Below are 26,165 nucleotides of genomic sequence, written 5' to 3'. Positions count from 1 at the left end.
AATCAGCAAGCTGGATGTCGTGAATTTTCTTAATATGATAAGAAATAAAGAATAGATTCTGTATGTTACAGGACGGGTGCGTATTGGCGCGGAAGCTAATAGTATATGTACGTTATTAAAGTGACGGCGCATATATCGCACATCATTTCGCATCAAATAACACATGACGTTTTCGGCTTGTGCTAATTTTGCTGACATCTTTCAAAAGGAGCACAACAATGCCACACATAGACATTAAATGTTTTCCCCGTGAACTGGATGAACAACAAAAAACGGCACTGGCGGCGGAGATTACCGACGTCATTATTCGCCATCTGAACAGTAAAGAGAGTTCGATAAGCATTGCACTACAACAGATACAACCGGAATCATGGCAAGCGGTCTGGGACGCCGAAATCGCGCCCCAAATGGAGACGTTGATAAAGAAACCCGGTTACAGCATGTAATGCTTAACCTGCCGTAACACGCTTGCCGCTGGTAACAAAGGTGCCAGCGCCTAAATGATGTAGCGTATTGAGTTTATCGTCATCAAATTGCCAGCGGCCTTCGACAAAAACACGAGCGTCTGCCGCTGCTGATACCACTTCGCCAAACAACGTGTCGTATTTTTCTTGCGCAGAAGTTGCGGGAAGCAAGCGGCACTCCATCCATGCCAGACATTTCTCTTCGACCACCGGCAAGCCAAGTACCGGGCCTTTCACAACCGGAATGCCATAACAGTTAAACTTATCTTCATCACGCCCAGAAATGCTGCCCACTGCCCACGTCCAGTTAGTTGCTGCGACTCCTGGGATCACAATGCCAAACATGCCACTACGTTCAATCAACTCCCGTGACCATGTCGATTTATCAACCACAATGGCCACGCGTGGTGGTTCGAACTCTACGGGCATCGACCAGGCCGCAGCCATAATGTTACGTCGCTGGGATTGCTCATCGAAACTGGTGATCAAGACGGTAGGTCCGTGGTTTAACAGACGGCTGGCATGATGCAACTCAACGGGAATAAACTGGCTCACGGTATCGCCTCGCTAAGAAGGTTGTTTTAAAAGCGTAGCTCGTAACGCAATAAGTAACGAAATTAACGGGATTGGCGATTTGCGAACGTGATGCTTGTCCGCGATCGCACAAAATAGCCGGTGTGGCATCTATTCCAGGTTATAAGTTGAGAAAACCACTAAGGGAAACGCCTGATGACGCCCATTCTGAATCACTATTTTGCCCGTATTCGCTGGACGGATGCTGCTGCGGTCAATATCGATACGCTAAGAGCATTACACCTGAAACACAATTGCACTATTCCATTTGAAAATCTCGACGTTTTGCTGCCGAGAGAAATCCAGCTTGATGATCAATCGCTGGAAGAGAAACTGGTGACTGCGCGACGTGGCGGTTACTGTTTTGAGCAGAATGGTGTGTTCGAGCGGGTGTTACGCGAACTGGGGTTTAACGTTCGCAGTTTGTTAGGTCGCGTAGTGTTATCTAACCCCCCATCGTTGCCGCCGCGCACGCACCGTCTGTTGTTAGTGGAACTGGAAGGTGAACAATGGATTGCCGACGTCGGTTTTGGTGGTCAGACGCTGACCGCGCCAATCCGTTTAGTGCCGGATATCGCGCAAACCACGCCACACGGAGAGTATCGGTTGTTGCAGGAGGGTGATAACTGGGTTTTGCAGTTTAATCATCATCAGCACTGGCAGTCGATGTACCGTTTTGATCTCTGCGAGCAGCAACAAAGTGATTATGTGATGGGCAATTTCTGGTCGGCGCACTGGCCGCAGTCGCATTTTCGCCATCATCTGTTGATGTGCCGCCATTTGCCGGACGGTGGCAAACTGACGCTGACCAATTTCCATTTCACCCATTATGAAAATGGGCACGCGGTGGATCAGCGGAATCTGCCAGATGTGGCGTCGTTATATGCCGTGATGCAGGAACAATTTGGGCTGGGCGTGGATGATGCGAAACATGGGTTTACCGTGGATGAACTGGCACTGGTGATGGCGGCGTTTGATACGCATCCGGAGGCAGGGAAATAGTTTGTGCCGGATGCGGCGCAAACGCCTTATCCGGCCTAAATTAGCCAACACATTCAATAAATTACGATACGCCTTGTAGGCCTGATAAGCGAAGCGCATCAGGCAATTGGGACCGGCAACGGTTTCAGAGATCAATGGCCCATTCGGCATGAAACAAAATCACCGCTGTGCCAGAAATGGTGACTTTCTCCGGTTGGTTGTCCCGAATTGTCACCGTCACATCAATCACGCCATCACGACCTATTGCGCGCCCCTGATGGCCTTTAACACGCAACTCGTTGCCATCGTGAGGCAATACGTTGTGATGTACCAACCATGCGCCCATCGGGCCATTGGCATTGCCGGTCACCGGATCTTCCACAATACCAATCGCAGGCGAGAACATGCGACCATCGGTTTCATTTTTGCCTGGGCGGATCTGGAAGGGGAAGAAACCATTGCAGCCAATCTGTTTACTGATAGCGGTCAGCGCAGCAAGGTCAGGCGAAAGGGCGTCGATATCCACTTCCGGTTTCAGCGGAATCATCACTTTTGAGTGTCCTGTGGTTGCCACCTGAATTGGCAAGCCTGGCAAAATATCGTCTTCAGTGAGATGAAGCGCGTTGATAATTGCCGCGCGAGCTTCACCTTCCAGCGGCGGTTCAAAGCCCGGCGAGCCTTGCTCCAGAGAAATACGATAATCCCCGTTTTGTTTTTCGATAGTGACACGGTGCTTTCCCGCCAGCGATGTTTGCCAGACGGTGCAATTTCCCAAACCCAATACCTTTGAACGTACATAGTGCGCTGCTACCGTCGCGTGACCGCAAATCGGCACTTCAACCGTTGGCGTAAAGTAGCGAATACGTACATCGCTGTCGTCACTGTGCAGCAGAAAAGCCGTTTCCGAATGGCCTAACTCGCGGGCAATAAGTTGCATTTGCGCTTCGCTAAGATTATCGGCAGGGAAAACAACACCGGCAGAATTGCCGCGAAACGGTTGAGAGGTAAAAGCATCGACGTGATAAATCTGCGGTTTCATTAACGTTCTCCTGTGGCTGGAGAACTATCATAGCCTGCAATCGGCCGGAGAGCGAAAGGCTATCCGGCCAGCATGAGAATTATCGCCGCGAACGTACAATCTGATACCTGCGGGTAAAGTACTCAAATGGTGCGCTCCATACATGCACCAGTCGGGTGAACGGGAAGAGCAGGAAGATGGTCATTCCCAACACCAGATGAACGCGGAAGATGTAAGCTACGCCATCAAGATGCGTCGATGCGCCGCCCTGGAAAGTGACGATGCTTTGCGCCCATCCCACCAGCTTCATCATTTCACTGCCGTCCGGATGTTGTGCTGAAAAGGGAATGGTGGTTAACCCAAGAATGCACTGAATTAACAAAATAGCGAGGATCAGGATATCCGCACCAGAAGACGTCGCCCTGATACGCGGATTCGTTAAACGGCGCACCAGCAGCCCCGCACCGCCAATCAACGTTAATACACCGCAAATACCGCCGAGAACCATCGCCATCTGCTGTTTTACCGCCACCGGAAGGAACCACGCATACATCCAGTGCGGCGTTAACATGCCGAACAGATGACCGAAGAAGATCCCCAGAATGCCGATATGGAACAAGTTCGACCACAGCACCATCCCGCGTTTATCCAGCATCTGGCTGGAGGAGGCACGCCAGGTGTACTGCCCGTAATCGTAGCGCAGCCAGCTTCCGAGGATAAAAACCGTGCCACACAAGTACGGGTAGATATCGTAAAAAAAGACGTTCAGATACTGAATCATTTCTCACCTCCCGCACTGATGTCCACATACTGCGGTGCGACATCCTGACTAAAGCGTCGCTGATATTGATTAAGCGGCGAGCTGTCACACGCCGTGGCGTTATCTTCAATAAACTTCACCTGTTCCTCTTCCCACACCGCATCCAGTGCCTGACGGGTGTCGTCGCGCTCCTCGCTGCGTATCTGTTTTGTGACACTGTCACTTGAGAGTGTACTTCCCGCCAGATGCAGCAGGGCGTCAAACAACGGATACCACGGCGCCTCGCGTTGTTTTAAACGCCCGCCAAGCAGGGCGAGGATTGGCGCAACGTTGAGCAAACCTTCTTTAGCCTGGTTGTCGGGTAGCACACTTAAATACTCCAGATACAAAGGCAGATAATCAGGTAGCTCGCGACAATTTAGTTGCAGGCCGACTTTTTCATACTCCGCCAGCAGATCCACCATTGCCTGACCGCGATCGCGTGACTCGGCATGAACATGTTCAAATAGCAGCAGCGAGGTGGTACGTCCACGGTCAAACACTTCACACCATTCAGCCTGTTTATCCAGCAGCGGCGCATTAAGCAGATCGCAGGTGAAATCGGTGAGCATCGGCGCGTCGTGGCGAATCAGCGCCAGCGCGTCGTCTTTGTTCTCCCATAGCAGCTCGTCCGGGTACTCCATCAACAAGCCGATCACTTTGAGGATTTGCATTATTCCCCCTCCGCTTTATTGCGTACTTCGGTAATGTCGATAGCATCGATCCGGCTACTGTTGAACAGGTTGAATTTAGTATCAGAGCCGTGGCAACCGTCGCCAAAAGTAAAGCCGCAGCCGTTGCGTTCACCGAAGGCGTCGCCCGCCATTTCCCGATGGCTGGTCGGAATGACAAACCGATCTTCATAGTTGGCGATAGCGAGATAGCGATACATATCTTCCACCTGGGCGACGCTCAGCCCGACTTCGTCGATTGCGCGGGTATCAGTTACGCCTTCTACGGTTTGCGAACGCATATAGTGGCGCATTGCCATCATCCGTTTCAGCGCCCGCAGTACAGGGCCGGTATCGCCCGCACTCAACATATTGGCGAGGTATTGCACCGGAATACGCAGGCTTTCGATGGCGGGAAGCACGCCTTCGCTTTTGGGCAGTCCGCCCGCGTCGGCGTAAGACTGAATCGGCGACAGCGGCGGCACGTACCAGACCATCGGCAGGGTGCGATATTCCGGGTGCAGTGGTAGCGCCAGTTTCCAGTCCATCGCCATTTTGTAAACAGGCGAACGCTGAGCTGCCTCAATCACGTTTTGCGGGATACCTTGTTTCAGGGCTTCTTCGATCACTGATGGATCGTGCGGATCGAGGAACACTTCGCACTGGCGTTCATAGAGATCAACTTCGCGCTCGGTGCTCGCCGCTTCCTCGATGCGGTCGGCGTCGTAGAGCAGTACACCAAGATAACGAATGCGACCCACGCAGGTTTCGGAGCAGACCGTTGGCTGACCTGACTCAATTCGCGGATAACAGAAGATGCATTTTTCTGACTTGCCGCTTTTCCAGTTGAAGTAGATTTTTTTGTATGGACAACCGCTAATGCACAAGCGCCAGCCACGACATTTATCCTGATCGATCAGCACAATGCCGTCTTCTTCGCGTTTGTAGATAGCGCCGCTGGGGCAGGTCGCCACGCAGCTAGGGTTAAGACAGTGTTCGCACAGGCGCGGCAGGTACATCATGAAGGTGTTTTCAAACTGACCGTACATCTCCTTTTGCATGGCCTCGAAGTTGCGGTCGCGGGCACGTTTTTCAAACTCGCCGCCCAGCAGTTCTTCCCAGTTTGGCCCCCAGATCACTTTGTCCATCCGTTTGCCGTCAATCAGCGAACGCGGGCGAGCAGTAGGGATATGTTTGCCTTCCGGTGCGCTATGCAAATGTTCGTAGTCGAAGGTGAAAGGTTCGTAGTAATCATCAATCTGCGGTATCACCGGGTTGGCGAAGATTTTGGTTATTACGCCCATCTTGCTGCCCAGGCGCGGGCGGATCTTGCCATTCACATCACGCACCCAGCCGCCTTGCCACTCTTCCTGATCTTCCCAGTTTTTCGGATAACCAATGCCAGGTTTAGTTTCGACGTTGTTAAACCATGCGTACTCCATGCCTTCGCGCCCGGTCCAGACGTTTTTACAGGTCACCGAACAGGTGTGGCAGCCGATACATTTATCGAGGTTAAGCACCATGCCGACTTGCGAACGTATTTTCATTTTTTCGCCTCCTGTACCTGATCGCGACCTTCATCGTCCAGCCAGTTAACGTTCTTCATCTTGCGGATCATGATGAATTCATCGCGGTTCGAGCCGACGGTGCCGTAGTAGTTAAAGCCCCAGGCCAGTTGCGCGTAACCGCCAATCATATGCGTCGGCTTCGGGCAAACGCGGGTGACTGAGTTATGAATACCGCCGCGCATTCCGGTCACTTCCGATCCGGGGATATTCATAATGCGTTCCTGAGCGTGATACATCATGGTCATGCCCGGCGGCACGCGCTGGCTGACCACCGCTCGAGCCGTCAACGCACCGTTGGCGTTAAACACTTCCACCCAGTCGTTATCAACAATGGTCAGTTCGCGGGCATCGGTTTCGCTGATCCAGACAATCGGTCCGCCGCGCGAGAGCGTCAGCATTAGCAGGTTTTCACTGTAGGTAGAATGAATGCCCCATTTCTGGTGCGGCGTCAGGAAGTTAAGTGCTTTTTCCGGGAAGCCGTTTGGCGGGATCTGGCGCATTTCACTGACGCTACGGGTGTCGATAGGTGGACGATAAGCCACCAGGCTTTCACCAAAGGCGCGCATCCACGGATGATCCTGATAGAGCTGCTGGCGCCCCGACAGCGTGCGCCACGGAATTAACTCATGAACGTTGGTGTATCCCGCGTTATAGGAGACGTGATCGCTTTCCAGACCGGACCATGTGGGGCTGGAGATTATTTTACGCGGCTGCGCCTGAATATCGCGAAAGCGAATCTTCTCGTCCTCTTTGTGCAGCGCCAGATGAGTATGTTCGCGCCCGGTGATCTCGCCCAGCGCCTGCCACGCTTTGACTGCAACATGACCGTTGGTTTCCGGTGCCAGTGCCAGAATCACTTCTGAAGCGTCAATGGCGGTGTCAATCAGCGGACGCCCCTGAGCCGGGCCATCACGTTTGGTGTAATTGAGTTTGCCGAGGAAATCGATTTCATCCTGAGTATTCCACGAAATCCCTTTACCGCCGTTGCCAAGTTTGTCCATCAACGGCCCCAGCGAGGTAAAACGTTCATAGGTAGCAGGGTAGTCGCGCTCCACCGCCACAATATTCGGCGCGGTTTTACCTGGGATCAGGTCGCATTCGCCTTTGCGCCAGTCGAGCACTTCACACGGCTGGGAGAGTTCGGCCGGAGAGTCGTGTAACAACGGTTGCAGTACAATATCTGTTTCTTTGCCAAGATGCCCCACGCAGACTTGCGAGAATGCTTTGGCGATACCTTTGTAGATTTCCCAGTCGCTGCGAGACTCCCACGCCGGATCGACCGCCGCTGAAAGCGGATGAATAAACGGATGCATATCCGAGGTATTCATATCGTCTTTTTCGTACCAGGTCGCGGTGGGCAGGACGATATCGGAGAATAAACAGGTGCTGGACATGCGGAAGTCGAGCGTCACCAGCAGGTCGAGCTTGCCCTCTATCGCGGCGGTTTGCCACTCAACTTCTTCCGGTTGAATTCCCTCCGTCGGCCCAAGTTCTTCCCCCTGAATACCGCTTTCCGTACCCAGCAGATATTTCTGCATATACTCATGGCCTTTGCCGGAGGAGCCAAGCAGGTTAGAACGCCAGACAAACAGGTTACGCGGATGATTGCTGCCGTTATCCGGCTGCTCGCAGGCCATACGCAAATCGCCCGATTTCAGCGCCTGAGCGGTAAATTCGGCGGGTGACAATCCGGCCTTGTCGGCTTCGGCTTTCAACGTGAGCGGATTATGCCCCAACTGCGGCGCAGAAGGTAGCCAGCCCATGCGTTCGGCGCGAACGTTGAAATCAATCAGATGACCGCTGTATTTACTGGCATCGGCAAGCGGTGAGAGCAATTCCTGAGCGGTGACTTTTTCATAGCGCCACTGGCTTGAGTGATTGTAAAAAAATGAGGTGCTGTTCATCTGGCGCGGTGGGCGGTTCCAGTCAAGCGCAAAGGCCAGTGGTAACCAACCGGTTTGCGGACGCAGTTTTTCCTGACCGACATAGTGCGCCCAGCCGCCACCGCTTTGCCCGACACAACCGCAGAAGATCAGCATATTGATCATCCCACGGTAGTTCATATCCATGTGATACCAGTGGTTAACACCAGCACCGAGGATAATCATCGAACGTCCGTGGGTTTTATGGGCAGTATCGGCAAATTCACGGGCGATGGTTTCAATATACTGACGCGGCACGCCGGTAATTTGCTCGCCCCAGGCCGGCGTGTAGGCTTTGATTTCAGCGTAATCTTTCGCGCTGTTTTCATCTTCCAGCCCGCGATCGAGACCGTAATTCGCCAGCACCAGATCATAAACGCTGACCACCGGACAGGTACTGCCATCGGCGAGCGTCAGATTTTTCACCGGAAGCTGGCGTACCAGAATCGGATCGTGTTTTACGCTGCGAAAATGCGGGTTTTCAATGCCGCCAAAGTAGGAGAAAGCCACGCCAGCAACAGCGTCGTGTTGACCGAGCAGGGTTAACGACAACTCTGTTTCTGAACCTGCGGCAATGGATTCCAGATTCCATTTGCCTTTTTCTCCCCAGCGAAAACCAATCGAACCGTTCGGCACCACCAGTTCCCCAGCGGTATTAACTGCCACGGTTTTCCACTGCGGATTGTTGCTTTCACCCAGACCATCCACCAGGTCAGACGCGCGGATCATGCGTCCAGGCACGTAGCTGCCATCGTCGCGCGGTTCCAGCATCACCAGCATCGGCATATCGCTGTAGCGGCGGCAGTAGTTGATAAAGTAGTCGCTGGGGTTGTCGAGATGAAACTCTCTTAAAATCACATGTCCCATCGCCATTGCCAGTGCGCTATCGGTGCCTTGCTTTGGCGCCAGCCACTGGTCGCACAGTTTTGCTACTTCCGAGTAGTCCGGGGTAATGGCGATAGTTTTGGTGCCTTTGTAACGTACTTCGGTAAAGAAGTGGGCGTCTGGCGTGCGCGTCTGCGGTACGTTAGAACCCCAGGCAATGATGTAGCTGGAGTTATACCAGTCGGCGGATTCCGGCACGTCGGTTTGCTCGCCCCAGGTCATCGGCGAGGCGGGCGGCAGGTCACAATACCAGTCATAGAAACTTAAGCAGGTGCCGCCAAGTAGTGATAAATAACGCGTTCCGGCGGCGTAAGAGACCATCGACATCGCCGGGATCGGCGAGAAACCGGCAACGCGATCCGGGCCGTAGGTTTTGATGGTCCAGACGTTAGCGGCGGCAATCAGTTGATTCAGTTCCTGCCAGTTGGAGCGGATAAAGCCACCGCGCCCGCGTATCTGCTTGTAGCTCAAGCACTTTTGCGGGTCATTCATAATCGATGCCCACGCCAGTACCGGATCGCTGTGTTGTTTAAGTGCTTCGCGCCACAGTTCAATCAGCCGTTTACGAATTAGCGGGTATTTCAGGCGGTTGGCGCTGTAGAGATACCAGGAGTAACTTGCGCCGCGCGGGCAGCCGCGTGGTTCATGATTGGGTAGGTCAGGGCGAGTGCGCGGGTAGTCGGTCTGCTGAATTTCCCAGGTCACCAGGCCGTTTTTAACGTAGATTTTCCAGCTACAGGAGCCGGTACAGTTAACGCCGTGGGTGGAACGCACGATTTTGTCGAATTGCCAACGCTGGCGATAGCTGTCCTCCCAGTCGCGGTTGCTATGCATCACCTGTCCGTGACCATCGGCAAAGGTTTCGCCCTTTTGTTTGAAGTAGCGAAAGCGATCCAAAAGTTTACTCATGACATGACTCCTGCTCCAGGAATGATTTGGGATCTGATGCCAAACGCCTTATCCGGCCTACGGGTGCGACTCGACGCGTCAGGCATCGATCTCTTATTTTTGGCTAAATTTTCGCCGGCCATAGACCAGCCAGGTCAGCAGTACACAGATGATGTAAAAGATTAAAAACACTTTCATCGCGCCCACCGGAGAGCCGGTCATATTCAGCGACATGCCAAACGCCTGCGGAATAAAAAAGCCGCCCACTGCGCCAATGGCTGAGATAAAGCCCAGAGCTGCCGCCGTTTCGGTGATCGCTTCTCGCTGCGCTTCATCATCGCTGCCGCCTTTCATCTTGACGCGATAAATGGTTATCTGGCGGAAGATGACGGCAATCATCTGGAAGGTGGAGCCGCTACCCAGACCCGCTGTCAGGAACAACCCCATAAACACGGCGAAAAATGCGATGAAATTGCCGGAACCTGTACCAGGCAGAGTGAGGAACAACAGGGCACTGAAAAGTGCCATAAAAATAAAGTTGATAAGCGTCACCCGCACGCCGCCAAATTTATCGGAGATAGCACCGCCAACTGACCGGGCAATCGCGCCGATAAACGGCCCAAAGAACGCCAGTTGCAGAATATTCACATCCGGGAACTGAGTTTTCGCCAGCATGGCAAAACCAGCGGAAAAACCGATAAACGAACCGAAGGTGGCAAGATAGAGCAAACTCAACAGCCAGAGATGCAGGCGTTGTAACACAGGTAACTGATCGGCAATTGACGCGCGTGAACTGGCGATATCGTTCATCCCAAACCAGGCGGCGATAGTGGCAATTGCCAGCAGTGGCACCCAAATCCATGCGGCGTTCGCCAGCGACATCACCGAGCCATCGGCCTGCGGTACGCCATTAACACCGAGAAAGGCAAATACCGGAACAAAAATCACCAGTGGCGCAACCAGTTGCATCACGCTGACGCCTAAATTGCCTAATCCGCCATTAATCCCTAATGCGCTACCTTGTTTTGCTTTCGGGAAGAAAAAACTGATATTACCCATACTGGAAGCGAAGTTCGCGCCAGCGAAACCACACAGCAAGGCAATAACAATAAATATTCCAAAAGGAGTATGGGTGTTTTGTACGGCAATACCGAGCCAGACGCAGGGAATAATCAAGATCGCGGTACTAAAAACAGTCCAGCGACGCCCACCAAATATAGGCACCATAAAGGAGTAGGGGACACGTAATAATGCGCCAGAAACGGAGGGTAATGCGGTTAATAAAAAAAGCTGATCGGTCGTAAAATTAAAGCCAATTTTATTGAGATTAACGGTGACTGCGCTAAATAACATCCAGACACAGAATGCAAGAAGTAAACAACTGACTGATATCCAGAGATTTCTTCGTGCTATATGTTTTCCTTTATTTTCCCAGAAGGTCGGATTTTCTGGCTTCCAGTCACGCAAAAGATAACGATTACTTTTCTCATTTTGCAGTGCCATATTCTTCCTCACATGCACACGTTGGTAATGAAAAAAAGAAAGACAGGACGTTGGGCGCGATGACCCACTTTTAGAATTAAGAGAATCAGGTGAGATACTGACTGAAAGAATAGATAAGAAAGCGCAGCCGCGCGGCGAGAATGCGGATTATCTGAAGGGTTATGTGTTACTGAATGTAACAAAGATATATCATTGCCTTCACTAATATTTCAATCCGCATAGCCTGGACGTGTTTTGTTGCAGCATGAAGCGTTGCTATCTTTCTTTATCGGTGACGTGTCGCCAGCCAACAGAGCAGAGAACCGCCACAGACCATGAGTGCGCCTTGCCAGAATGAGAACGATAGCGGTGCGTTGAGTAGCACGGCAGCGAGAGCAGAAGAAAGTACAGGCGTAAAATAAGAACCCACTGCCATAATCGTTACATTGCCATGTAAAATACCGACATTCCAGGCGGCGTAAGCAAATCCTAAAGTTAATGCCGCAGATATGAGTTTAACGATGACGGGGAAGCTAAAAACCATCTCTGGTTGTGGCGTTATAAAATAGTAAATCCAGAGACTTGCTCCCGTCAGAAGAACGAAAACGGTAATGCCGTTAAATCCACGGGCATATTTATTAGTGACTGTGCAATAAGCTGCCCAGATAAACGCACCAATAAACGCCAAAAAATAACTTAATGGACTGGTGGTAATATTATTGATGATTTCATCATATTGCAGCCCATTGTCGCCGCCTAATACCCAACAGACACCCATCAAGGCTAAAAGCAATCCGGGAATAATCAGCCAGTTTGTTTTCTGACCATTAAAAAGAATGGCGAAAAGTATCGTCAGGCTGGGCCATAAATAGTTCACCATACCCACTTCTATCGCCTGATGGCGGGTAGCAGCATAACCTAAGGAAAGCGCGAGGCAGATTTCATAACTCACGAACAATACGCTGCCAGCAAGTAAATAGCCTTTCGGGATCTGCCGGATACGTGGGAATCCAACGGTGAATATTAACAGCAGTCCGCTTAATGAAAAGATCGCTGCCGCACCACCGACCGGACCAAGCCCCTCACTGACGCCGCGAATTAACCCCACCATGGTGCTCCACAGGACGATCGCGATTAGCCCTATGAGCGTTGCTTTTTGTCGTGTCATGCTCGCTGTTTAGTCTCTCTTGCCGTTAAAAATTAAGCTGAAATTTATAGCATTTTTTTAACCGGCCTGTCAGGCAGTGGTGCGTTTTTCTACCGCCATTGAGGTAGGTCAATTTGCGCAGGCGGATTATTTTGTGGCAAACACGTGTTCTTTTTGATTTCGCGCAAAAAGATTCAGAATTTTACTGTTAGTTTCCTCGCGCAGTAATACCCCTGAAAAAAGAGGAAAGCAATGGACGTCAGTCGCAGACAATTTTTTAAAATCTGCGCGGGCGGTATGGCTGGAACAACAGTAGCGGCATTGGGCTTTGCCCCGAAGCAAGCACTGGCTCAGGCGCGAAACTACAAATTATTACGCGCTAAAGAGATCCGTAACACCTGCACATACTGTTCCGTAGGTTGCGGGCTATTGATGTATAGCCTGGGTGATGGCGCGAAAAACGCCAGAGAAGCGATTTATCACATTGAAGGTGACCCGGATCATCCGGTAAGTCGCGGCGCACTGTGCCCGAAAGGCGCCGGTTTGCTGGATTACGTGAACAGCGAAAACCGTCTGCGTTACCCGGAATATCGTGCGCCAGGCTCTGATAAATGGCAGCGCATTAGCTGGGAAGAAGCATTCTCCCGTATTGCGAAGCTGATGAAAGCTGACCGTGACGCCAACTTTATTGAAAAGAATGAGCAGGGCGTAACGGTAAACCGTTGGCTTTCTACCGGTATGCTGTGTGCTTCCGGTGCCAGCAACGAAACCGGGATGCTGACCCAGAAATTTGCCCGCTCCCTCGGGATGCTGGCGGTAGACAACCAGGCGCGCGTCTGACACGGACCAACGGTAGCAAGTCTTGCTCCAACATTTGGTCGCGGTGCGATGACCAACCACTGGGTGGATATCAAAAACGCTAACGTCGTAATGGTGATGGGCGGTAACGCTGCTGAAGCGCATCCCGTCGGTTTCCGCTGGGCGATGGAAGCGAAAAACAACAACGATGCAACCTTGATCGTTGTCGATCCCCGTTTTACGCGTACCGCTTCTGTGGCGGATATTTACGCACCTATTCGTTCCGGTACGGACATTACGTTCCTGTCTGGCGTTTTGCGCTACCTGATCGAAAACAACAAAATCAACGCCGAATACGTTAAGCATTACACCAACGCCAGCCTGCTGGTGCGTGATGATTTTACTTTCGAAGACGGCCTGTTCAGCGGTTATGACGCTGAAAAACGCCAGTACGATAAGTCGTCCTGGAACTATCAGTTCGATGAAAACGGCTATGCGAAACGCGATGACACGCTGACTCATCCGCGCTGCGTGTGGAACCTGCTGAAAGAGCACGTTTCCCGCTACACACCGGACGTCGTTGAAAACATCTGCGGTACGCCAAAAGCCGACTTCCTGAAAGTGTGTGAAGTGCTGGCCTCCACCAGCGCACCGGATCGCACAACCACCTTCCTGTACGCGCTGGGCTGGACGCAGCACACCGTGGGTGCGCAGAACATCCGTACTATGGCGATGATCCAGTTGCTGCTCGGCAACATGGGTATGGCTGGTGGCGGCGTGAACGCACTGCGTGGTCACTCCAACATTCAGGGTCTTACCGACTTAGGTCTGCTCTCTACCAGCCTGCCGGGTTATCTGACGCTGCCGTCAGAAAAACAGGTTGATTTGCAGTCTTATCTGGACGCGAACACGCCGAAAGCGACGCTGGCGGATCAGGTGAACTACTGGAGCAACTATCCGAAGTTCTTCGTTAGCCTGATGAAATCTTTCTACGGCGATGCCGCGCAGAAAGAGAACAACTGGGGCTACGACTGGCTGCCGAAGTGGGACCAGACCTACGACGTCATCAAGTATTTCAACATGATGGACGAAGGCAAAGTCAGCGGTTATTTCTGCCAGGGCTTTAACCCGGTTGCGTCCTTCCCGGACAAAAACAAAGTGGTTAGCTGCCTGAGTAAGCTGAAGTACATGGTGGTTATCGATCCGCTGGTGACTGAAACGTCTACTTTCTGGCAGAACCACGGCGAGTCGAACGATGTCGATCCGGCGTCTATTCAGACTGAGGTATTCCGCCTGCCTTCGACCTGCTTTGCTGAAGAAGATGGCTCTATCGCCAACTCCGGTCGCTGGTTGCAGTGGCACTGGAAAGGTCAGGACGCACCTGGCGAAGCGCGTAACGACGGCGAAATTCTGGCGGGTATCTACCATCACCTGCGCGAGCTGTACAAAGCTGAAGGTGGTAAAGGCGTAGAACCGCTGATGAAGATGAGCTGGAACTACAAGCAGCCGCACGAACCGCAGTCTGACGAAGTGGCAAAAGAGAACAACGGCTATGCGCTGGAAGATCTCTATGATGCCAATGGCGTGCTGATTGCGAAGAAAGGTCAGTTGCTGAGTAGCTTTGCGCATCTGCGTGATGACGGTACGACCGCATCTTCTTGCTGGATCTATACCGGTAGCTGGACAGAGCAGGGCAACCAGATGGCCAACCGCGATAACTCCGACCCGTCCGGTCTGGGGAATACGCTGGGATGGGCCTGGGCGTGGCCGCTCAACCGTCGCGTGCTGTACAACCGTGCTTCGGCGGATATCAACGGTAAACCGTGGGATCCGAAACGAATGCTGATCCAGTGGAACGGCAGCAAGTGGACGGGTAACGATATTCCTGACTTCGGCAATGCCGCGCCGGGTACGCCAACCGGGCCGTTTATCATGCAGCCGGAAGGGATGGGACGTCTGTTTGCCATTAACAAAATGGCGGAAGGTCCGTTCCCGGAACACTACGAGCCGATTGAAACGCCGCTGGGAACTAACCCACTGCATCCGAACGTGGTTTCTAACCCGGTCGTTCGTCTGTATGAACAAGACGCGCTGCGGATGGGTAAAAAAGAGCAGTTCCCGTATGTGGGTACAACTTATCGTCTGACCGAGCACTTCCACACCTGGACCAAGCACGCATTGCTCAACGCAATCGCCCAGCCGGAACAGTTTGTGGAAATCAGCGAAACGCTGGCGGCGGCGAAAGGCATTGCCAATGGCGATCGTGTCACTGTCTCCAGCAAGCGTGGCTTTATCCGCGCGGTGGCTGTGGTAACGCGCCGTCTGAAGCCGCTGAATGTAAACGGTCAGCAGGTTGAAACGGTGGGTATTCCAATCCACTGGGGCTTTGAGGGTGTCGCGCGTAAAGGTTATATCGCTAACACTCTGACGCCGAATGTCGGTGATGCAAACTCGCAAACGCCGGAATATAAAGCGTTCTTAGTAAACATCGAGAAGGCGTAAGGGGGCGAACAGATGGCTATGGAAACGCAGGACATTATCAAAAGGTCCGCAACTAACTCCATCACGCCGCCTTCTCAGGTGCGTGATTACAAAGCAGAAGTCGCGAAACTTATCGACGTTTCTACCTGTATCGGCTGTAAAGCCTGCCAGGTGGCGTGTTCGGAGTGGAACGACATCCGTGATGAAGTGGGGCACTGCGTCGGGGTTTACGATAACCCCGCCGATCTGAGCGCCAAGTCCTGGACGGTGATGCGCTTTAGCGAAACCGAACAGAACGGCAAGCTGGAGTGGCTGATCCGTAAAGACGGCTGTATGCACTGTGAAGATCCGGGCTGCCTGAAGGCATGTCCGTCTGCCGGTGCAATCATTCAGTACGCTAACGGGATTGTCGATTTCCAGTCGGAAAACTGCATCGGCTGTGGTTACTGCATTGCCGGGTGTCCGTTTAATATTCCGCGCCTCAACAAAGAGGATAACCGGGTATATAAATGCACGCTCTGCGTCGATCGCGTCAGCGTCGGCCAGGAACCGGCTTGTGTGAAAACTTGTCCGACCGGAGCTATCCACTTCGGCACCAAGAAGGAGATGCTGGAGCTGGCGGAACAGCGTGTGGCGAAACTGAAAGCGCGTGGTTACGAACATGCTGGCGTCTACAACCCGGAAGGTGTCGGTGGTACGCACGTTATGTACGTGCTGCATCACGCCGATCAGCCGGAGCTGTATCACGGTCTGCCGAAAGATCCGAAGATCGATACCTCGGTGAGCTTGTGGAAAGGCGCGTTGAAACCGCTGGCAGCGGCTGGCTTTATCGCCACTTTTGCCGGGTTGATTTTCCACTACATCGGTATTGGCCCGAATAAGGAAGTGGACGATGACGAGGAGGAGCATCATGAGTAAGTCGAAAATGATTGTGCGCACAAAGTTTATTGATCGCGCCTGTCACTGGACCGTGGTGATTTGCTTCTTCCTGGTGGCGCTGTCCGGGATTTCGTTCTTCTTCCCGACGCTGCAATGGCTGACGCAAACCTTCGGTACGCCGCAGATGGGGCGCATTTTGCACCCGTTCTTCGGCATTGCGATTTTCGTTGCGCTGATGTTTATGTTCTTCCGTTTTGTGCATCACAACATCCCGGATAAGAAAGATATTCCATGGCTGTTGAACATTGTCGAAGTATTAAAAGGCAATGAGCACAAAGTGGCGGATGTTGGTAAGTACAACGCCGGACAGAAGATGATGTTCTGGTCAATCATGAGCATGATTTTCGTGCTGCTGGTGACCGGGGTGATTATCTGGCGTCCGTACTTTGCGCAGTACTTCCCGATGCAGGTTGTCCGCTACAGCCTGCTGATCCACGCGGCAGCGGGTATCATCCTGATCCACGCCATCCTTATCCATATGTATATGGCATTCTGGGTGAAAGGGTCGATTAAAGGGATGATCGAAGGGAAGGTGAGCCGTCGCTGGGCGAAGAAACACCATCCGCGCTGGTATCGTGAAATCGAGAAGGCAGAAGCGAAAAAAGAGAGTGAAGAAGGGATATAATCTCTTTTGAACTTTAAGCTGAAAATGGCGCTGTAAAAGGCGCCATTTTTTATTGTAGACAACGTGCACTTTGTTCATGCCGGATGCGGCGTGAACGCCTTATATGGCCTACAATCCGTTCAAATCCAATAGATTGCAGTGAACATGTGGGCCTGATAAGCGTAGCGCATCAGGCAATGTTGCGTTTGTTATCAGTTTCAAATGGCGCTTTATAAGGTGCCATTTTTTTATTGCGTAACCAGACGGCGTAGTCGCGACACATCCACCGTTTTTTCAGCCTCTGCCAGACTCCACGCGTTTTGCAGATTCAACCACATTTGCGGCGAACTGCCGATCACCACGGAAAGTTTAATCGCCATTTCTGGCGTCAAAGCCGCTTTTCCGGTCAGCAATCGGCTTGCCGTTGAGGGCGCAATTTCCATTGCTCTGGCAAATTCGCGCAGGCTGACGTTCAGCTCGTCCAGTGATTCCTGAATGATGTCCCCCGGACGGGGATGATTGGCCATTTTCATCAGTGATAGTCCTCGTAATCCAGTATGTATGCATCGCCATTGACGAACTCAAACGTTATCCGCCAGTTGCCCGAGACAGAGATTGCCCAAATTCCATCGCGATCGCCGCTTAACGGGTGTAGTCGGTAACCTGGCATATCGATATCAGCAAGACAGCTTGCTGCATCAATTACAGCGAGTCGGTGGCGTAATCTTTTGACTTGCGTCGGTATAACGCCGGAGGTTTTGCCAAGAAGAAACAAGTCACGCAATCCCTTGTGTCTGAAATTCATTATCATCTCTTCATCCTTGTTCCTTCGAAAGGAACACTATCACTATTGTTCCGTGCAGCGCAACAAATTTCGCTACGTTTTCGCGAATTGTGAGGGGAAAGATGAGGGAGGAAAAGAAGAAGAGTTAAATAGCGGAAAGCGTCTCGCAAAACAGGCTGCGACTCGAACATGGCAGTCGCAGCAATGGTCTCTTAGCGGCGGAAATCAATCACCATACGACCACGGATTTTGCCTTCTTCCATCTCGGTAAAGATGGTGTTGATGTCCGCTAACGGACGCAGGGCGACTTTGGGCACCACTTTGCCTTCGGCGGCAAACTGGAAAGCTTCGGTGAGATCCTGGCGCGTGCCGACCAGTGAACCGACCACTTCAATACCATCCAGCACAAGGCGTGGGATGTCCAGGCTCATGGACTCCGGCGGCAGACCGACTGCCACAACACGCCCGCCTGCACGAACGGCATCAACCGCCGAGTTAAATGCGGCTTTGGCTACTGCTGTAACAACCGCAGCGTGTGCACCGCCCGCTTTCTCCTGCACAATTTTGGCGGCGTCTTCGGTGCGTGAGTTAATCGCTAAATCAGCGCCCATTTCGGTTGCCAGTTTTAACTGCTCATCGTTGACATCAATGGCGATCACTTTGGCGTTAAAGACATTCTTCGCGTATTGCAGGGCGAGGTTACCCAGACCGCCAAGACCGTAGATAGCAATCCACTGACCGGGACGAATTTTTGACAGCTTCACCGCTTTATAGGTGGTGACGCCCGCACAGGTAATGCTGCTGGCAGCAGCCGAATCCAGGCCATCTGGCACTTTTACTGCGTAATCAGCAACCACGATGCACTCTTCCGCCATGCCGCCATCAACGCTGTATCCGGCGTTTTTAACTGAACGGCAGAGCGTTTCGTTACCACTGTTACAGTATTCGCAATGACCGCATCCTTCGTAAAACCATGCCACGCTTGCGCGATCGCCTGGTTTTAATGAGGTGACACCAGGGCCAACTTCTGACACAACACCAATGCCTTCGTGTCCAAGAATCACGCCGGTTTTATCACCAAAATCGCCATTCTTAACATGAAGATCGGTATGACATACGCCACAACACTCCATTTTCAGCAGGGCTTCGCCATGTTTCAGTGAGCGCAGCGTTTTATCCGTAACGTCAACATGATGATCCTTCGTAACAACCGCAGCCTTCATAGTTCCTCCTTTTCGGATGATGTTCTGCATAGCAGGTGAGGCAAATGAGATTTATTTGCCACTACCCAGTATGGATGAGATCTGAAAAAGGGAGAGGAAAATTGCCCGGTAGCCTTCACTACCGGGCGCAGGCTTAGATGGAGGTACGGCGGTAGTCGCGGTATTCGGCTTGCCAGAAATTATCGTCAATGGCTTGTTGCAAAGCTTCGGCAGACGTTTTCACCGCCACGCCTTGCTGCTGCGCCATTTTGCCAACCGCAAACGCAATTGCGCGGGAGACTTTCTGAATATCTTTTAGTTCCGGTAGTACCAGACCTTCGCCGTTCAGGACCAGCGGCGAATACTGGGCAAGCGTTTCACTTGCCGACATCAGCATCTCATCGGTGATACGTGACGCGCCGGAAGCAATAACACCCAGCCCGATGCCTGGGAAAATAAAGGCGTTGTTACACTGGGCGATAGGGTAGATTTTGTCTTTCCATACCACTGGATTAAACGGGCTGCCAGTGGCGACCAGCGCGTTACCTTCGGTCCAGGCGATAATGTCCTGCGGAGTGGCTTCCACGCGTGAAGTCGGGTTAGACAGCGGCATCACGATCGGACGCGGACAGTGTTTGTGCATCTCACGGATGATCTCTTCCGTAAACAGCCCGGTCTGTCCTGAGACGCCAATCAGAATATCTGGTTTTACATTGCGCACCACATCCAGCAGTGACAGCACATCGCTGTCGGTATCCCAGTCACTGAGGTTTTCGCGTTTCTGCACCAGTTTGGTCTGGAAAGGCAGCAGGTTTGGCATCTTGTCGGTGAGCAGACCAAAGCGATCGACCATAAACACTTTCTGCCGCGCCGCTTCCTCGCTTAATCCTTCGCGCTGGATCTGGGCGATGATCATTTCGGCAATGCCGCATCCCGCTGAACCTGCGCCGAGGAAGACAATCTTTTTCTCGCTTAACTGACCACCTGCTGCGCGGCTGGCTGCGATCAGCGTTCCTACCGTTACCGCTGCGGTGCCCTGAATGTCATCGTTAAAAGAACAAATTTCATGGCGATAGCGGTTAAGCAACGGCATCGCATTTTTTTGTGCAAAGTCTTCAAACTGCAGCAACACGTTCGGCCAGCGTTGTTTCACAGCCTGGATAAATTCGTCAACGAATTCATAGTATTCATCGTCAGTGATGCGCGGATTACGCCAGCCCATATACAACGGGTCGTTAAGCAGTTGCTGGTTGTTGGTGCCGACATCCAGCACCACCGGAAGAGTATACGCCGGGCTGATGCCGCCACAGGCGGTATAGAGCGACAGTTTACCGATTGGAATACCCATCCCGCCGATGCCCTGGTCACCAAGACCCAGGATACGTTCGCCATCCGTCACCACAATCACTTTAATGTTGTGATTCGGCACGTTTTGCAGAATGTCGTCCATATTGTGGCGGTTCTGGTAAGAGATAAACACGCCGCGCGAACGGCGGTAGATCTCAGAAAAACGCTCACAGGCTGCGCCAACGGTCGGGGTGTAAATAACGGGCATCATCTCATCAAGATGATTGTTTACCAGTCGGTAGAAGAGAGTTTCGTTAGTATCCTGGATGTTACGCAGGTAGATGTGCTTGTCGATTTCGGTTTTGAATCCCTGATACTGGATCCATGCTCGTTCCGCTTGTTCTTCGATGGTTTCGACCACTTCCGGCAGTAACCCCAGCAGGTTGAAGTTACGGCGTTCTTCCATGCTGAAGGCGCTGCCTTTATTCAACAACGGAAATTCCAGCAGTACAGGGCCAGCGTAAGGAATATAAAGCGAACGCTGTTTTTTTGTTTTTGGTTCCATGTCACTCACTCTTTTTTGAATATCCATCCCTGGGGTTTTTATCGTCTTTGCTTTACCGCCAGGGCGTCGCCCCCAAGTATAAAGCAGATAAAAACAAAAACACCATTGCGCAGGCAATGGTGTTTAATCGTCATTGAGGACTGATTGTTAAGAATTACTTTTCAGCGGGGCGTTTTCTGCCGGTTGGGTTATTTACCACGCTGGATTTGTCACCTTCGGTAACTATTTTGCGCTGGTTAGAAATTTTATGATCCAGTCCAAGAATATGACGTGCCTGACGGTTCGATTTCATTTTAACTCCTCAATCCTGTTGCTAGTTTTAAGGACAACATCGCCGTAGCGAAGAAACACGTGCTAAACCCCTAAATTAGGTTGCCGATCAAGCATAGCAGCTTAAAGCGTAGGGTGCTGGCCACTGACCACATAATTGATGGTTTGCTGGTAGATATCACTGAGGATGTCGTTATCAGAAGCTTCCACCCATTTGGTCAGCTCCATGAGAATGTCATCTTCAGTGACAACACCGTGCTCTGCCCGAAGGCCTTGCTCAATGGCATTAACCAGAGCGGGTTCTGCTGTTGAATTTTCTGCCTGATAATAAGTAAACATAGTGATTCTCCGTGTCTGTGTATTTATGGTGTCTGCTACGGATCGCAGATTTATAAAGCACATTCAGCATGGCAAATATTTGCCGCTTCGTTGTTAAGATTAGTCCTGGTTGATAAATTTTATATTTTAACTACATGATATTCATGAGTATTATTATTGGTATTTGTGGATTGATATTGCTGCGGTATCTCTCAATACATATATTCCAGTCGTCTGTTGTGGTAATTTTATTTAAGTGCAGAGGTAATATTTTCGCCGGATTTTATTCGGAATATCCTGCTTATCCTCGTGCTGTTTCTCACGTAGTCTATAATTTCCTTTTTAAGCCCACAGGAGAGCAACAATGACAATCCATAAGAAAGGTCAGGCACACTGGGAAGGCGATATCAAACGCGGGAAGGGAACAGTATCCACCGAGAGCGGCGTGCTGAACCAACAGCCGTATGGATTTAACACACGTTTTGAAGGCGAAAAAGGAACCAACCCTGAAGAATTGATTGGCGCGGCACATGCCGCTTGTTTCTCGATGGCGCTTTCATTAATGCTGGGGGAAGCGGGATTCACGCCAACATCGATTGATACCACTGCCGATGTATCGCTGGATAAAGTCGATGCTGGTTTCGCGATTACCAAAATCGCACTGAAGAGTGAAGTTGCCGTACCGGGTATTGATGCCTCAACCTTTGACGGCATTATTCAGAAAGCAAAAGCCGGATGCCCGGTTTCTCAGGTACTGAAAGCGGAAATCACGCTGGATTACCAGTTGAAAGCATAAGTACTCGCCGGATGATGTTGTCATCCGGCAAGCATTTACACCAATATTTTCTGCTTATCCCAATGAAATCTTGCATTTAAACTGCATCGTCATTCTTTTCATTATTCCCGACTGTTCCCGAACAATCATTATTACATCAGGTTGTAAATTTCTATTTGATTCAGAATAACAGTAAAACTTTGTTTATTTATGTTTTCTGTTTGATGACGATAAACATTTATGGCACTGTAAGATTCAGTTAATTTAATTAATTTGAATTAATTAAATTTAATTAATGAGCTAATTAACATTGTTTAATAAGGATGAAACTATGTTGATGAAAAAGGTCTCTTTTGCTATTACTTTAATTTCTCTAAGTCAGTATGCAAGCGCATCTTCAGAATTTAATTTCTTATCTGACAATGTCTTTGGTGATGCTTCTCTTTCATTTCTGAATGGTGAGTCAGGTGAGTTTGTTTATAGCGATGGCGGCAAACTTAGCCAACTGGACTGGAAAATTCAAAATACCCCCATTATTAAAATGGGGCTAACCTGGGATGCAATCTCATGGCTGACGCTTAATGCTAAAGGCTGGACGACGATTGCGTCTGCCGGCACGCTGATGGATGATTATGACTGGCTCGAGCCGGGGCAGCACCACTGGAGCGATTGGTCACATCACCCGGCAACGCGGTTGAATTTTGCAAATCAGTTTGATCTCAATATGACCGGTTGGTTTTTAAAGGATCAAAACTACCAACTCGGCGCCATGTTAGGCTATCAGGAGACGCGTTTCAGTTGGACGGCGAAAGGAGGTTACTATAGTTATGATAATGGTGCCGACACTGGAGATATTCCGCATAACCAAAGAGTTATTGGCTACCAACAAAAATTCAGTGCTCCTTATTTAGGTCTTTCTGGTAAATATGTCTATCATGATTTTGATATTCTTGCTCAATTTAAATATAGCGCCTGGGGAGAAGGGAAAGGAACAGATCAGCATTATTTGCGCAACATTACATTTAAAGATAAAGTATCCAACCAAAAATATTATTCAGGTCTTATTAATGTGGGGTATAACATTAATTCACAGGCGCGTATTTTCACAGAAATGTCATGGAGTAGATTCTCTAATGATATTGGTAACACAGTAATTTATTATAAAGAAAAGGGTGAAAGCGTAAAAGAGAAAGATTCGCCAGGGATGCAAAACTATAATTACATTATTGGCGCGGGCATTCAGTACAAATTTTAATATAGCATCGGGCGAATGGCTGAATATGAATACATGAAATCTTGCCCGCCTGCGCGGGCAAGATGTACTAAGCGTCAATTTGAAGCGGTAGCGTAGTAGACATCCAGACAGGGATCTCCTCAGCGGGCAAAGGACGTGAGAAGAAATAGCCCTGAATCACGGGGCAGTGGATCTTGCGTAACATCTCAAACTGTTCTTTCGTTTCCACACCTTCTGCCACTACGGTTAAGTTCAGGCTTTGTCCAATGCTGGTAATGGCTTCTAATAAGGCACGGATGCGTTTTTCGCTCAGGCAACGATCGACAAAACTTTTATCGATTTTAATTTCCGTTACCGGCAGGCTGACTAAGCGTGATAAGCCGGAAAAGCCTGTACCGAAATCGTCGACAGATAAACCTACGCCCATATCCCGCAGGATCTGGATGCGTTTAAAGATCTCCGTATCGTGTTCCATCATCATGCTTTCAGTGATTTCCACCGTCAGCTGGTGGCCGTCAATCTGCCAGGCTTCCATCGCATCGCAAACCTGATTGGGTAGCTGATTACTGCGAAAATGCAGCGCAGATAAGTTTACGGATAACGCCGGGATATGAATATTCTGGCTTCGCCATTCTGCTAACTGGCGACAGGCTTCAGCAATTACCCAACGACCAATATTTTCAATTTCACCAATCTCTTCTGCGAGGGGAATAAACCGGGAAGGGGGAACATGTCCATGCTGCGGGTCATACCAGCGAGCAAGAGCTTCAATACCATACAGTTCGCCCGTTTCGGCGAAGATCTGCGGCTGGTAAACCAGCTTCAACTGGTTGTTGCTGATTGCTTCTTTCAGCGCCGCGCCTAATATCAACCGCTCTTTAACCATCTCGTTCATTGTCGGGCTAAAGAACTGCCAGCCGTTACCGCCGTTTTTGCGAATGAAATCCATTGCATTGTGGGCGGTAGAAAGCAGGTAGTCACGGTTTTTACCAACGTCGTAACTGATACCAATGCTTAAGGTTAAAGGAAAAGGCTGATCGTCAATGATGACCGGTTTGCTAACGACGTTGCGTAGCTCATCAGCGATTTGGGTAATGTTGCTGACTTCATCCTCCAGACTAATGAGGACAAACTGTGCACCTTCAACGCGGCAGAGATACTGATCGGGTTTGAGTTTTTCACGAAAGCGATTAACGACTTCTAACAATGCCTGATCGGCCCACGCATAGCCGAGGCTGTCGATCACATCCTGAATATGGTCGACGCCAATAAGATAAACCACCGGAGAGACGGCTCTATCGACAAGGTCATCGAGGTAATTGTGCAGATTATTGCGATTTGGCAAACCGGTCATCGGATCAAACTGGATTAGCTGTTCGATGTGCTGGCGGCTTTTCTCCTGTTCCAGCGCCAGTGCGGCCATATGCTGGCTGATATCTGCCACTCGTTCGACAAATGCACTGGTTTCTGTCCCTGCAGCCGTCTTGATTTGCAGAACTCCCGCTGGTGCGCCATCGCGCTGGCGAATGGTAACAGCCCAGCTTTGTGCATTCTTTACTTCTGTCCCAGGAGAGGACGACGCCCAATGCACTGGCATCCCATTACGCAATGCATACAGCGAAACATGCGATTCATGAAGAATGGATTCAATATTACGGCAAATGATTTCGCCCATTTCGTGAAACGGCGGGCTGCTGCACATGGCGGCGAGGATGTTGCCTTCCAGCTGGCGGATTTGCCGTTCTTCAGTGATATCTGAGAAGGTCATTACCAGGTTTTGTAGATGAGCAAGCACGTCATAGACCGGACTGATAGACGCTTTAATCCAGATATTTTCACCCGTGCGCGTTAATAGCAAAAATTCATCTTGATCGCGGGAGGTTTTCCACAAAAGCTGCTGTAAGCGGATGCGGTTATCTGTCGGGTATTCAGGAATGTTAAGCAGCGCATCGGGCTGCATACCGCTGGCTTCGCTGATGCAATAGCCGAACATTTCTGTAAACGCGCGATTGCACTGAACGATATGACGCTCAGGATCAAGCACAATCACAGGTCGGTCGAGATGATCCACGGCAATGAGCAACTGCCGGGTCTGTTCTTTCTGCGCCATTTCAACGCTGGCATCTCGCACCAGCGCCAGGTAATAAATTTTCCCCTCGGCAGTCACTTTTGACAGGGCAAATCGTGTCCATATTTTACTGCCATCTTTTTTCTCAAGCTGCAATTCCCGGCTCATTCCTTCGACACGCGCTTTACCACCTTCGCGGTTATGCCGGATGTATTCAGGGTGTGCAGGGCGCAAATTATGGGGAATCAGCATATCGATGTTATTGCCAATAACCTCTTCGCGTTTATATCCCCAAAGCTTTTCTGCTGCGGGGTTGAAAAACATCACTTCATCATTTTCGTTAATTAACACCGCGCCCATCATATTTTGCTCAAGCGCGGGGAAAAAAATGCCGTCACCGGCATTCTCTGCATCGGTTAGCTTCATGATTACCTCTGCATCC

Annotated in this window: 22 protein-coding genes; 7 read left to right on the top strand and 15 right to left on the bottom strand. The window is 50.8% G+C overall.

Going from position 1 to position 26,165, the window contains the following annotated elements:
* Positions 1-218: 218 nt before the first annotated feature.
* On the top strand, positions 219-446 hold the full coding sequence (gene pptA, locus WES_RS10325) for a tautomerase PptA (protein WP_001120153.1): 228 nt from the start codon (positions 219-221) through the stop codon (positions 444-446).
* A 3-nt stretch (positions 447-449) separates the two neighbouring features.
* Here pptA and WES_RS10330 read toward each other — a convergent pair whose 3' ends face one another.
* Complete coding sequence (locus tag WES_RS10330; RefSeq protein WP_000077276.1) at positions 450-1,019, bottom strand: flavin reductase family protein; 570 nt, start codon at positions 1,017-1,019, stop codon at positions 450-452.
* 174 nt (positions 1,020-1,193) lie between these two features.
* Between WES_RS10330 and nhoA the strand changes: the two genes are divergently transcribed.
* Positions 1,194-2,039: an N-hydroxyarylamine O-acetyltransferase gene (gene nhoA, locus WES_RS10335; RefSeq protein ID WP_016158276.1), complete on the top strand. Its 846-nt coding sequence runs from the start codon at positions 1,194-1,196 to the stop codon at positions 2,037-2,039.
* A 124-nt stretch (positions 2,040-2,163) separates the two neighbouring features.
* Here nhoA and WES_RS10340 read toward each other — a convergent pair whose 3' ends face one another.
* The 7 genes from WES_RS10340 to yddG form a co-directional block, all read right to left on the bottom strand.
* Entirely contained in the window at positions 2,164-3,057 is an 894-nt protein-coding gene (locus WES_RS10340) for a PhzF family isomerase (RefSeq protein WP_016158275.1), read from the bottom strand.
* Positions 3,058-3,136: 79 nt separating this feature from the next.
* Entirely contained in the window at positions 3,137-3,817 is a 681-nt protein-coding gene (narI, locus tag WES_RS10345) for a respiratory nitrate reductase subunit gamma (RefSeq protein ID WP_000617142.1), read from the bottom strand.
* The gene (gene narW / locus WES_RS10350) at positions 3,814-4,509 is read right to left on the bottom strand and encodes a nitrate reductase molybdenum cofactor assembly chaperone (RefSeq protein ID WP_001166379.1); all 696 of its coding nucleotides are present in this window, start codon (positions 4,507-4,509) and stop codon (positions 3,814-3,816) included. The genes narI and narW overlap by 4 nt, the downstream gene beginning before the upstream one ends.
* Positions 4,509-6,053 (bottom strand): nitrate reductase subunit beta, encoded by a 1,545-nt coding sequence (narH, locus tag WES_RS10355; protein ID WP_000702538.1) that lies wholly within the window; start codon positions 6,051-6,053, stop codon positions 4,509-4,511. Before narH ends, narW begins: the two co-directional genes overlap by 1 nt.
* Positions 6,050-9,790, bottom strand: a complete 3,741-nt coding sequence (gene narZ, locus WES_RS10360; RefSeq protein ID WP_016158274.1) for a nitrate reductase Z subunit alpha — start codon at positions 9,788-9,790, stop codon at positions 6,050-6,052. The genes narH and narZ overlap by 4 nt, the downstream gene beginning before the upstream one ends.
* Positions 9,791-9,883: 93 nt before the next feature.
* The gene (gene narU, locus WES_RS10365; protein WP_016158273.1) at positions 9,884-11,272 is read right to left on the bottom strand and encodes a nitrate/nitrite transporter NarU; all 1,389 of its coding nucleotides are present in this window, start codon (positions 11,270-11,272) and stop codon (positions 9,884-9,886) included.
* Between the two features lie 265 nt (positions 11,273-11,537).
* Positions 11,538-12,419, bottom strand: a complete 882-nt coding sequence (yddG, locus tag WES_RS10370) for an aromatic amino acid efflux DMT transporter YddG (protein ID WP_071598993.1) — start codon at positions 12,417-12,419, stop codon at positions 11,538-11,540.
* Positions 12,420-12,650: 231 nt separating this feature from the next.
* Here yddG and fdnG point away from each other — a divergent pair, with 231 nt between their 5' ends.
* The 3 genes from fdnG to fdnI are packed head-to-tail and all read left to right on the top strand — an operon-like array spanning position 12,651 to position 17,241.
* Positions 12,651-15,698 (top strand): formate dehydrogenase-N subunit alpha, encoded by a 3,048-nt coding sequence (fdnG, locus tag WES_RS10380; protein WP_077637332.1) that lies wholly within the window; start codon positions 12,651-12,653, stop codon positions 15,696-15,698.
* A 12-nt stretch (positions 15,699-15,710) separates the two neighbouring features.
* A complete protein-coding gene (gene fdnH, locus WES_RS10385; protein ID WP_001240583.1) occupies positions 15,711-16,595 on the top strand; it encodes a formate dehydrogenase N subunit beta in 885 nt (294 codons plus the stop codon).
* A complete protein-coding gene (gene fdnI, locus WES_RS10390) occupies positions 16,588-17,241 on the top strand; it encodes a formate dehydrogenase-N subunit gamma (RefSeq protein ID WP_000045638.1) in 654 nt (217 codons plus the stop codon). The genes fdnH and fdnI overlap by 8 nt, the downstream gene beginning before the upstream one ends.
* Before the next feature lie 227 nt (positions 17,242-17,468).
* Here fdnI and WES_RS10395 read toward each other — a convergent pair whose 3' ends face one another.
* The 6 genes from WES_RS10395 to bdm form a co-directional block, all read right to left on the bottom strand.
* Positions 17,469-17,753 (bottom strand): HigA family addiction module antitoxin, encoded by a 285-nt coding sequence (locus WES_RS10395; RefSeq protein ID WP_000781370.1) that lies wholly within the window; start codon positions 17,751-17,753, stop codon positions 17,469-17,471.
* On the bottom strand, positions 17,753-18,031 hold the full coding sequence (locus tag WES_RS10400; RefSeq protein WP_000605676.1) for a type II toxin-antitoxin system RelE/ParE family toxin: 279 nt from the start codon (positions 18,029-18,031) through the stop codon (positions 17,753-17,755). The genes WES_RS10395 and WES_RS10400 overlap by 1 nt, the downstream gene beginning before the upstream one ends.
* Before the next feature lie 185 nt (positions 18,032-18,216).
* The gene (gene adhP / locus WES_RS10405; protein ID WP_000642427.1) at positions 18,217-19,227 is read right to left on the bottom strand and encodes an alcohol dehydrogenase AdhP; all 1,011 of its coding nucleotides are present in this window, start codon (positions 19,225-19,227) and stop codon (positions 18,217-18,219) included.
* 133 nt (positions 19,228-19,360) lie between these two features.
* Positions 19,361-21,058, bottom strand: a complete 1,698-nt coding sequence (gene maeA, locus WES_RS10410; RefSeq protein ID WP_016158270.1) for a malate dehydrogenase — start codon at positions 21,056-21,058, stop codon at positions 19,361-19,363.
* A 154-nt stretch (positions 21,059-21,212) separates the two neighbouring features.
* Positions 21,213-21,350 carry a stationary-phase-induced ribosome-associated protein gene (gene sra, locus WES_RS10415; protein ID WP_000841554.1) on the bottom strand — a complete coding sequence of 46 codons (138 nt, stop codon included), beginning with the start codon at positions 21,348-21,350 and terminating at the stop codon, positions 21,213-21,215.
* A 101-nt stretch (positions 21,351-21,451) separates the two neighbouring features.
* Entirely contained in the window at positions 21,452-21,667 is a 216-nt protein-coding gene (gene bdm / locus WES_RS10420; protein ID WP_000495766.1) for a biofilm-dependent modulation protein, read from the bottom strand.
* Between the two features lie 343 nt (positions 21,668-22,010).
* Between bdm and osmC the strand changes: the two genes are divergently transcribed.
* The gene (osmC, locus tag WES_RS10425; RefSeq protein ID WP_000152304.1) at positions 22,011-22,442 is read left to right on the top strand and encodes a peroxiredoxin OsmC; all 432 of its coding nucleotides are present in this window, start codon (positions 22,011-22,013) and stop codon (positions 22,440-22,442) included.
* A gap of 310 nt (positions 22,443-22,752) precedes the next feature.
* A complete protein-coding gene (locus WES_RS10430; protein WP_016158269.1) occupies positions 22,753-23,676 on the top strand; it encodes an omptin family outer membrane protease in 924 nt (307 codons plus the stop codon).
* Between the two features lie 67 nt (positions 23,677-23,743).
* On the opposite strand, the gene dosP is transcribed toward WES_RS10430, so the two are convergent.
* A complete protein-coding gene (gene dosP, locus WES_RS10435) occupies positions 23,744-26,149 on the bottom strand; it encodes an oxygen-sensing cyclic-di-GMP phosphodiesterase DosP (RefSeq protein ID WP_000778562.1) in 2,406 nt (801 codons plus the stop codon).
* Between the last annotated feature and the right edge of the window lie 16 nt (positions 26,150-26,165).

Source organism: Escherichia sp. KTE31 (assembly GCF_000407925.1).
GTDB classification, from domain to species: domain Bacteria; phylum Pseudomonadota; class Gammaproteobacteria; order Enterobacterales; family Enterobacteriaceae; genus Escherichia; species Escherichia ruysiae.
This window is presented reverse-complemented; position numbering and strand designations above follow the sequence as displayed.

Coding starts and splice junctions, on each gene's coding strand:
- pptA (WP_001120153.1), top strand. CDS start 219: ATGCCACACATAGACATTAAATGTTTTCCCCGTGAACTGGATGAACAA.
- nhoA (WP_016158276.1), top strand. CDS start 1,194: ATGACGCCCATTCTGAATCACTATTTTGCCCGTATTCGCTGGACGGAT.
- WES_RS10340 (WP_016158275.1), bottom strand. CDS start 3,057: ATGAAACCGCAGATTTATCACGTCGATGCTTTTACCTCTCAACCGTTT.
- narI (WP_000617142.1), bottom strand. CDS start 3,817: ATGATTCAGTATCTGAACGTCTTTTTTTACGATATCTACCCGTACTTG.
- narW (WP_001166379.1), bottom strand. CDS start 4,509: ATGCAAATCCTCAAAGTGATCGGCTTGTTGATGGAGTACCCGGACGAG.
- narH (WP_000702538.1), bottom strand. CDS start 6,053: ATGAAAATACGTTCGCAAGTCGGCATGGTGCTTAACCTCGATAAATGT.
- narZ (WP_016158274.1), bottom strand. CDS start 9,790: ATGAGTAAACTTTTGGATCGCTTTCGCTACTTCAAACAAAAGGGCGAA.
- narU (WP_016158273.1), bottom strand. CDS start 11,272: ATGGCACTGCAAAATGAGAAAAGTAATCGTTATCTTTTGCGTGACTGG.
- yddG (WP_071598993.1), bottom strand. CDS start 12,419: ATGACACGACAAAAAGCAACGCTCATAGGGCTAATCGCGATCGTCCTG.
- fdnH (WP_001240583.1), top strand. CDS start 15,711: ATGGCTATGGAAACGCAGGACATTATCAAAAGGTCCGCAACTAACTCC.
- fdnI (WP_000045638.1), top strand. CDS start 16,588: ATGAGTAAGTCGAAAATGATTGTGCGCACAAAGTTTATTGATCGCGCC.
- WES_RS10395 (WP_000781370.1), bottom strand. CDS start 17,753: ATGAAAATGGCCAATCATCCCCGTCCGGGGGACATCATTCAGGAATCA.
- WES_RS10400 (WP_000605676.1), bottom strand. CDS start 18,031: ATGATAATGAATTTCAGACACAAGGGATTGCGTGACTTGTTTCTTCTT.
- adhP (WP_000642427.1), bottom strand. CDS start 19,227: ATGAAGGCTGCGGTTGTTACGAAGGATCATCATGTTGACGTTACGGAT.
- maeA (WP_016158270.1), bottom strand. CDS start 21,058: ATGGAACCAAAAACAAAAAAACAGCGTTCGCTTTATATTCCTTACGCT.
- sra (WP_000841554.1), bottom strand. CDS start 21,350: ATGAAATCGAACCGTCAGGCACGTCATATTCTTGGACTGGATCATAAA.
- bdm (WP_000495766.1), bottom strand. CDS start 21,667: ATGTTTACTTATTATCAGGCAGAAAATTCAACAGCAGAACCCGCTCTG.
- osmC (WP_000152304.1), top strand. CDS start 22,011: ATGACAATCCATAAGAAAGGTCAGGCACACTGGGAAGGCGATATCAAA.
- WES_RS10430 (WP_016158269.1), top strand. CDS start 22,753: ATGTTGATGAAAAAGGTCTCTTTTGCTATTACTTTAATTTCTCTAAGT.
- dosP (WP_000778562.1), bottom strand. CDS start 26,149: ATGAAGCTAACCGATGCAGAGAATGCCGGTGACGGCATTTTTTTCCCC.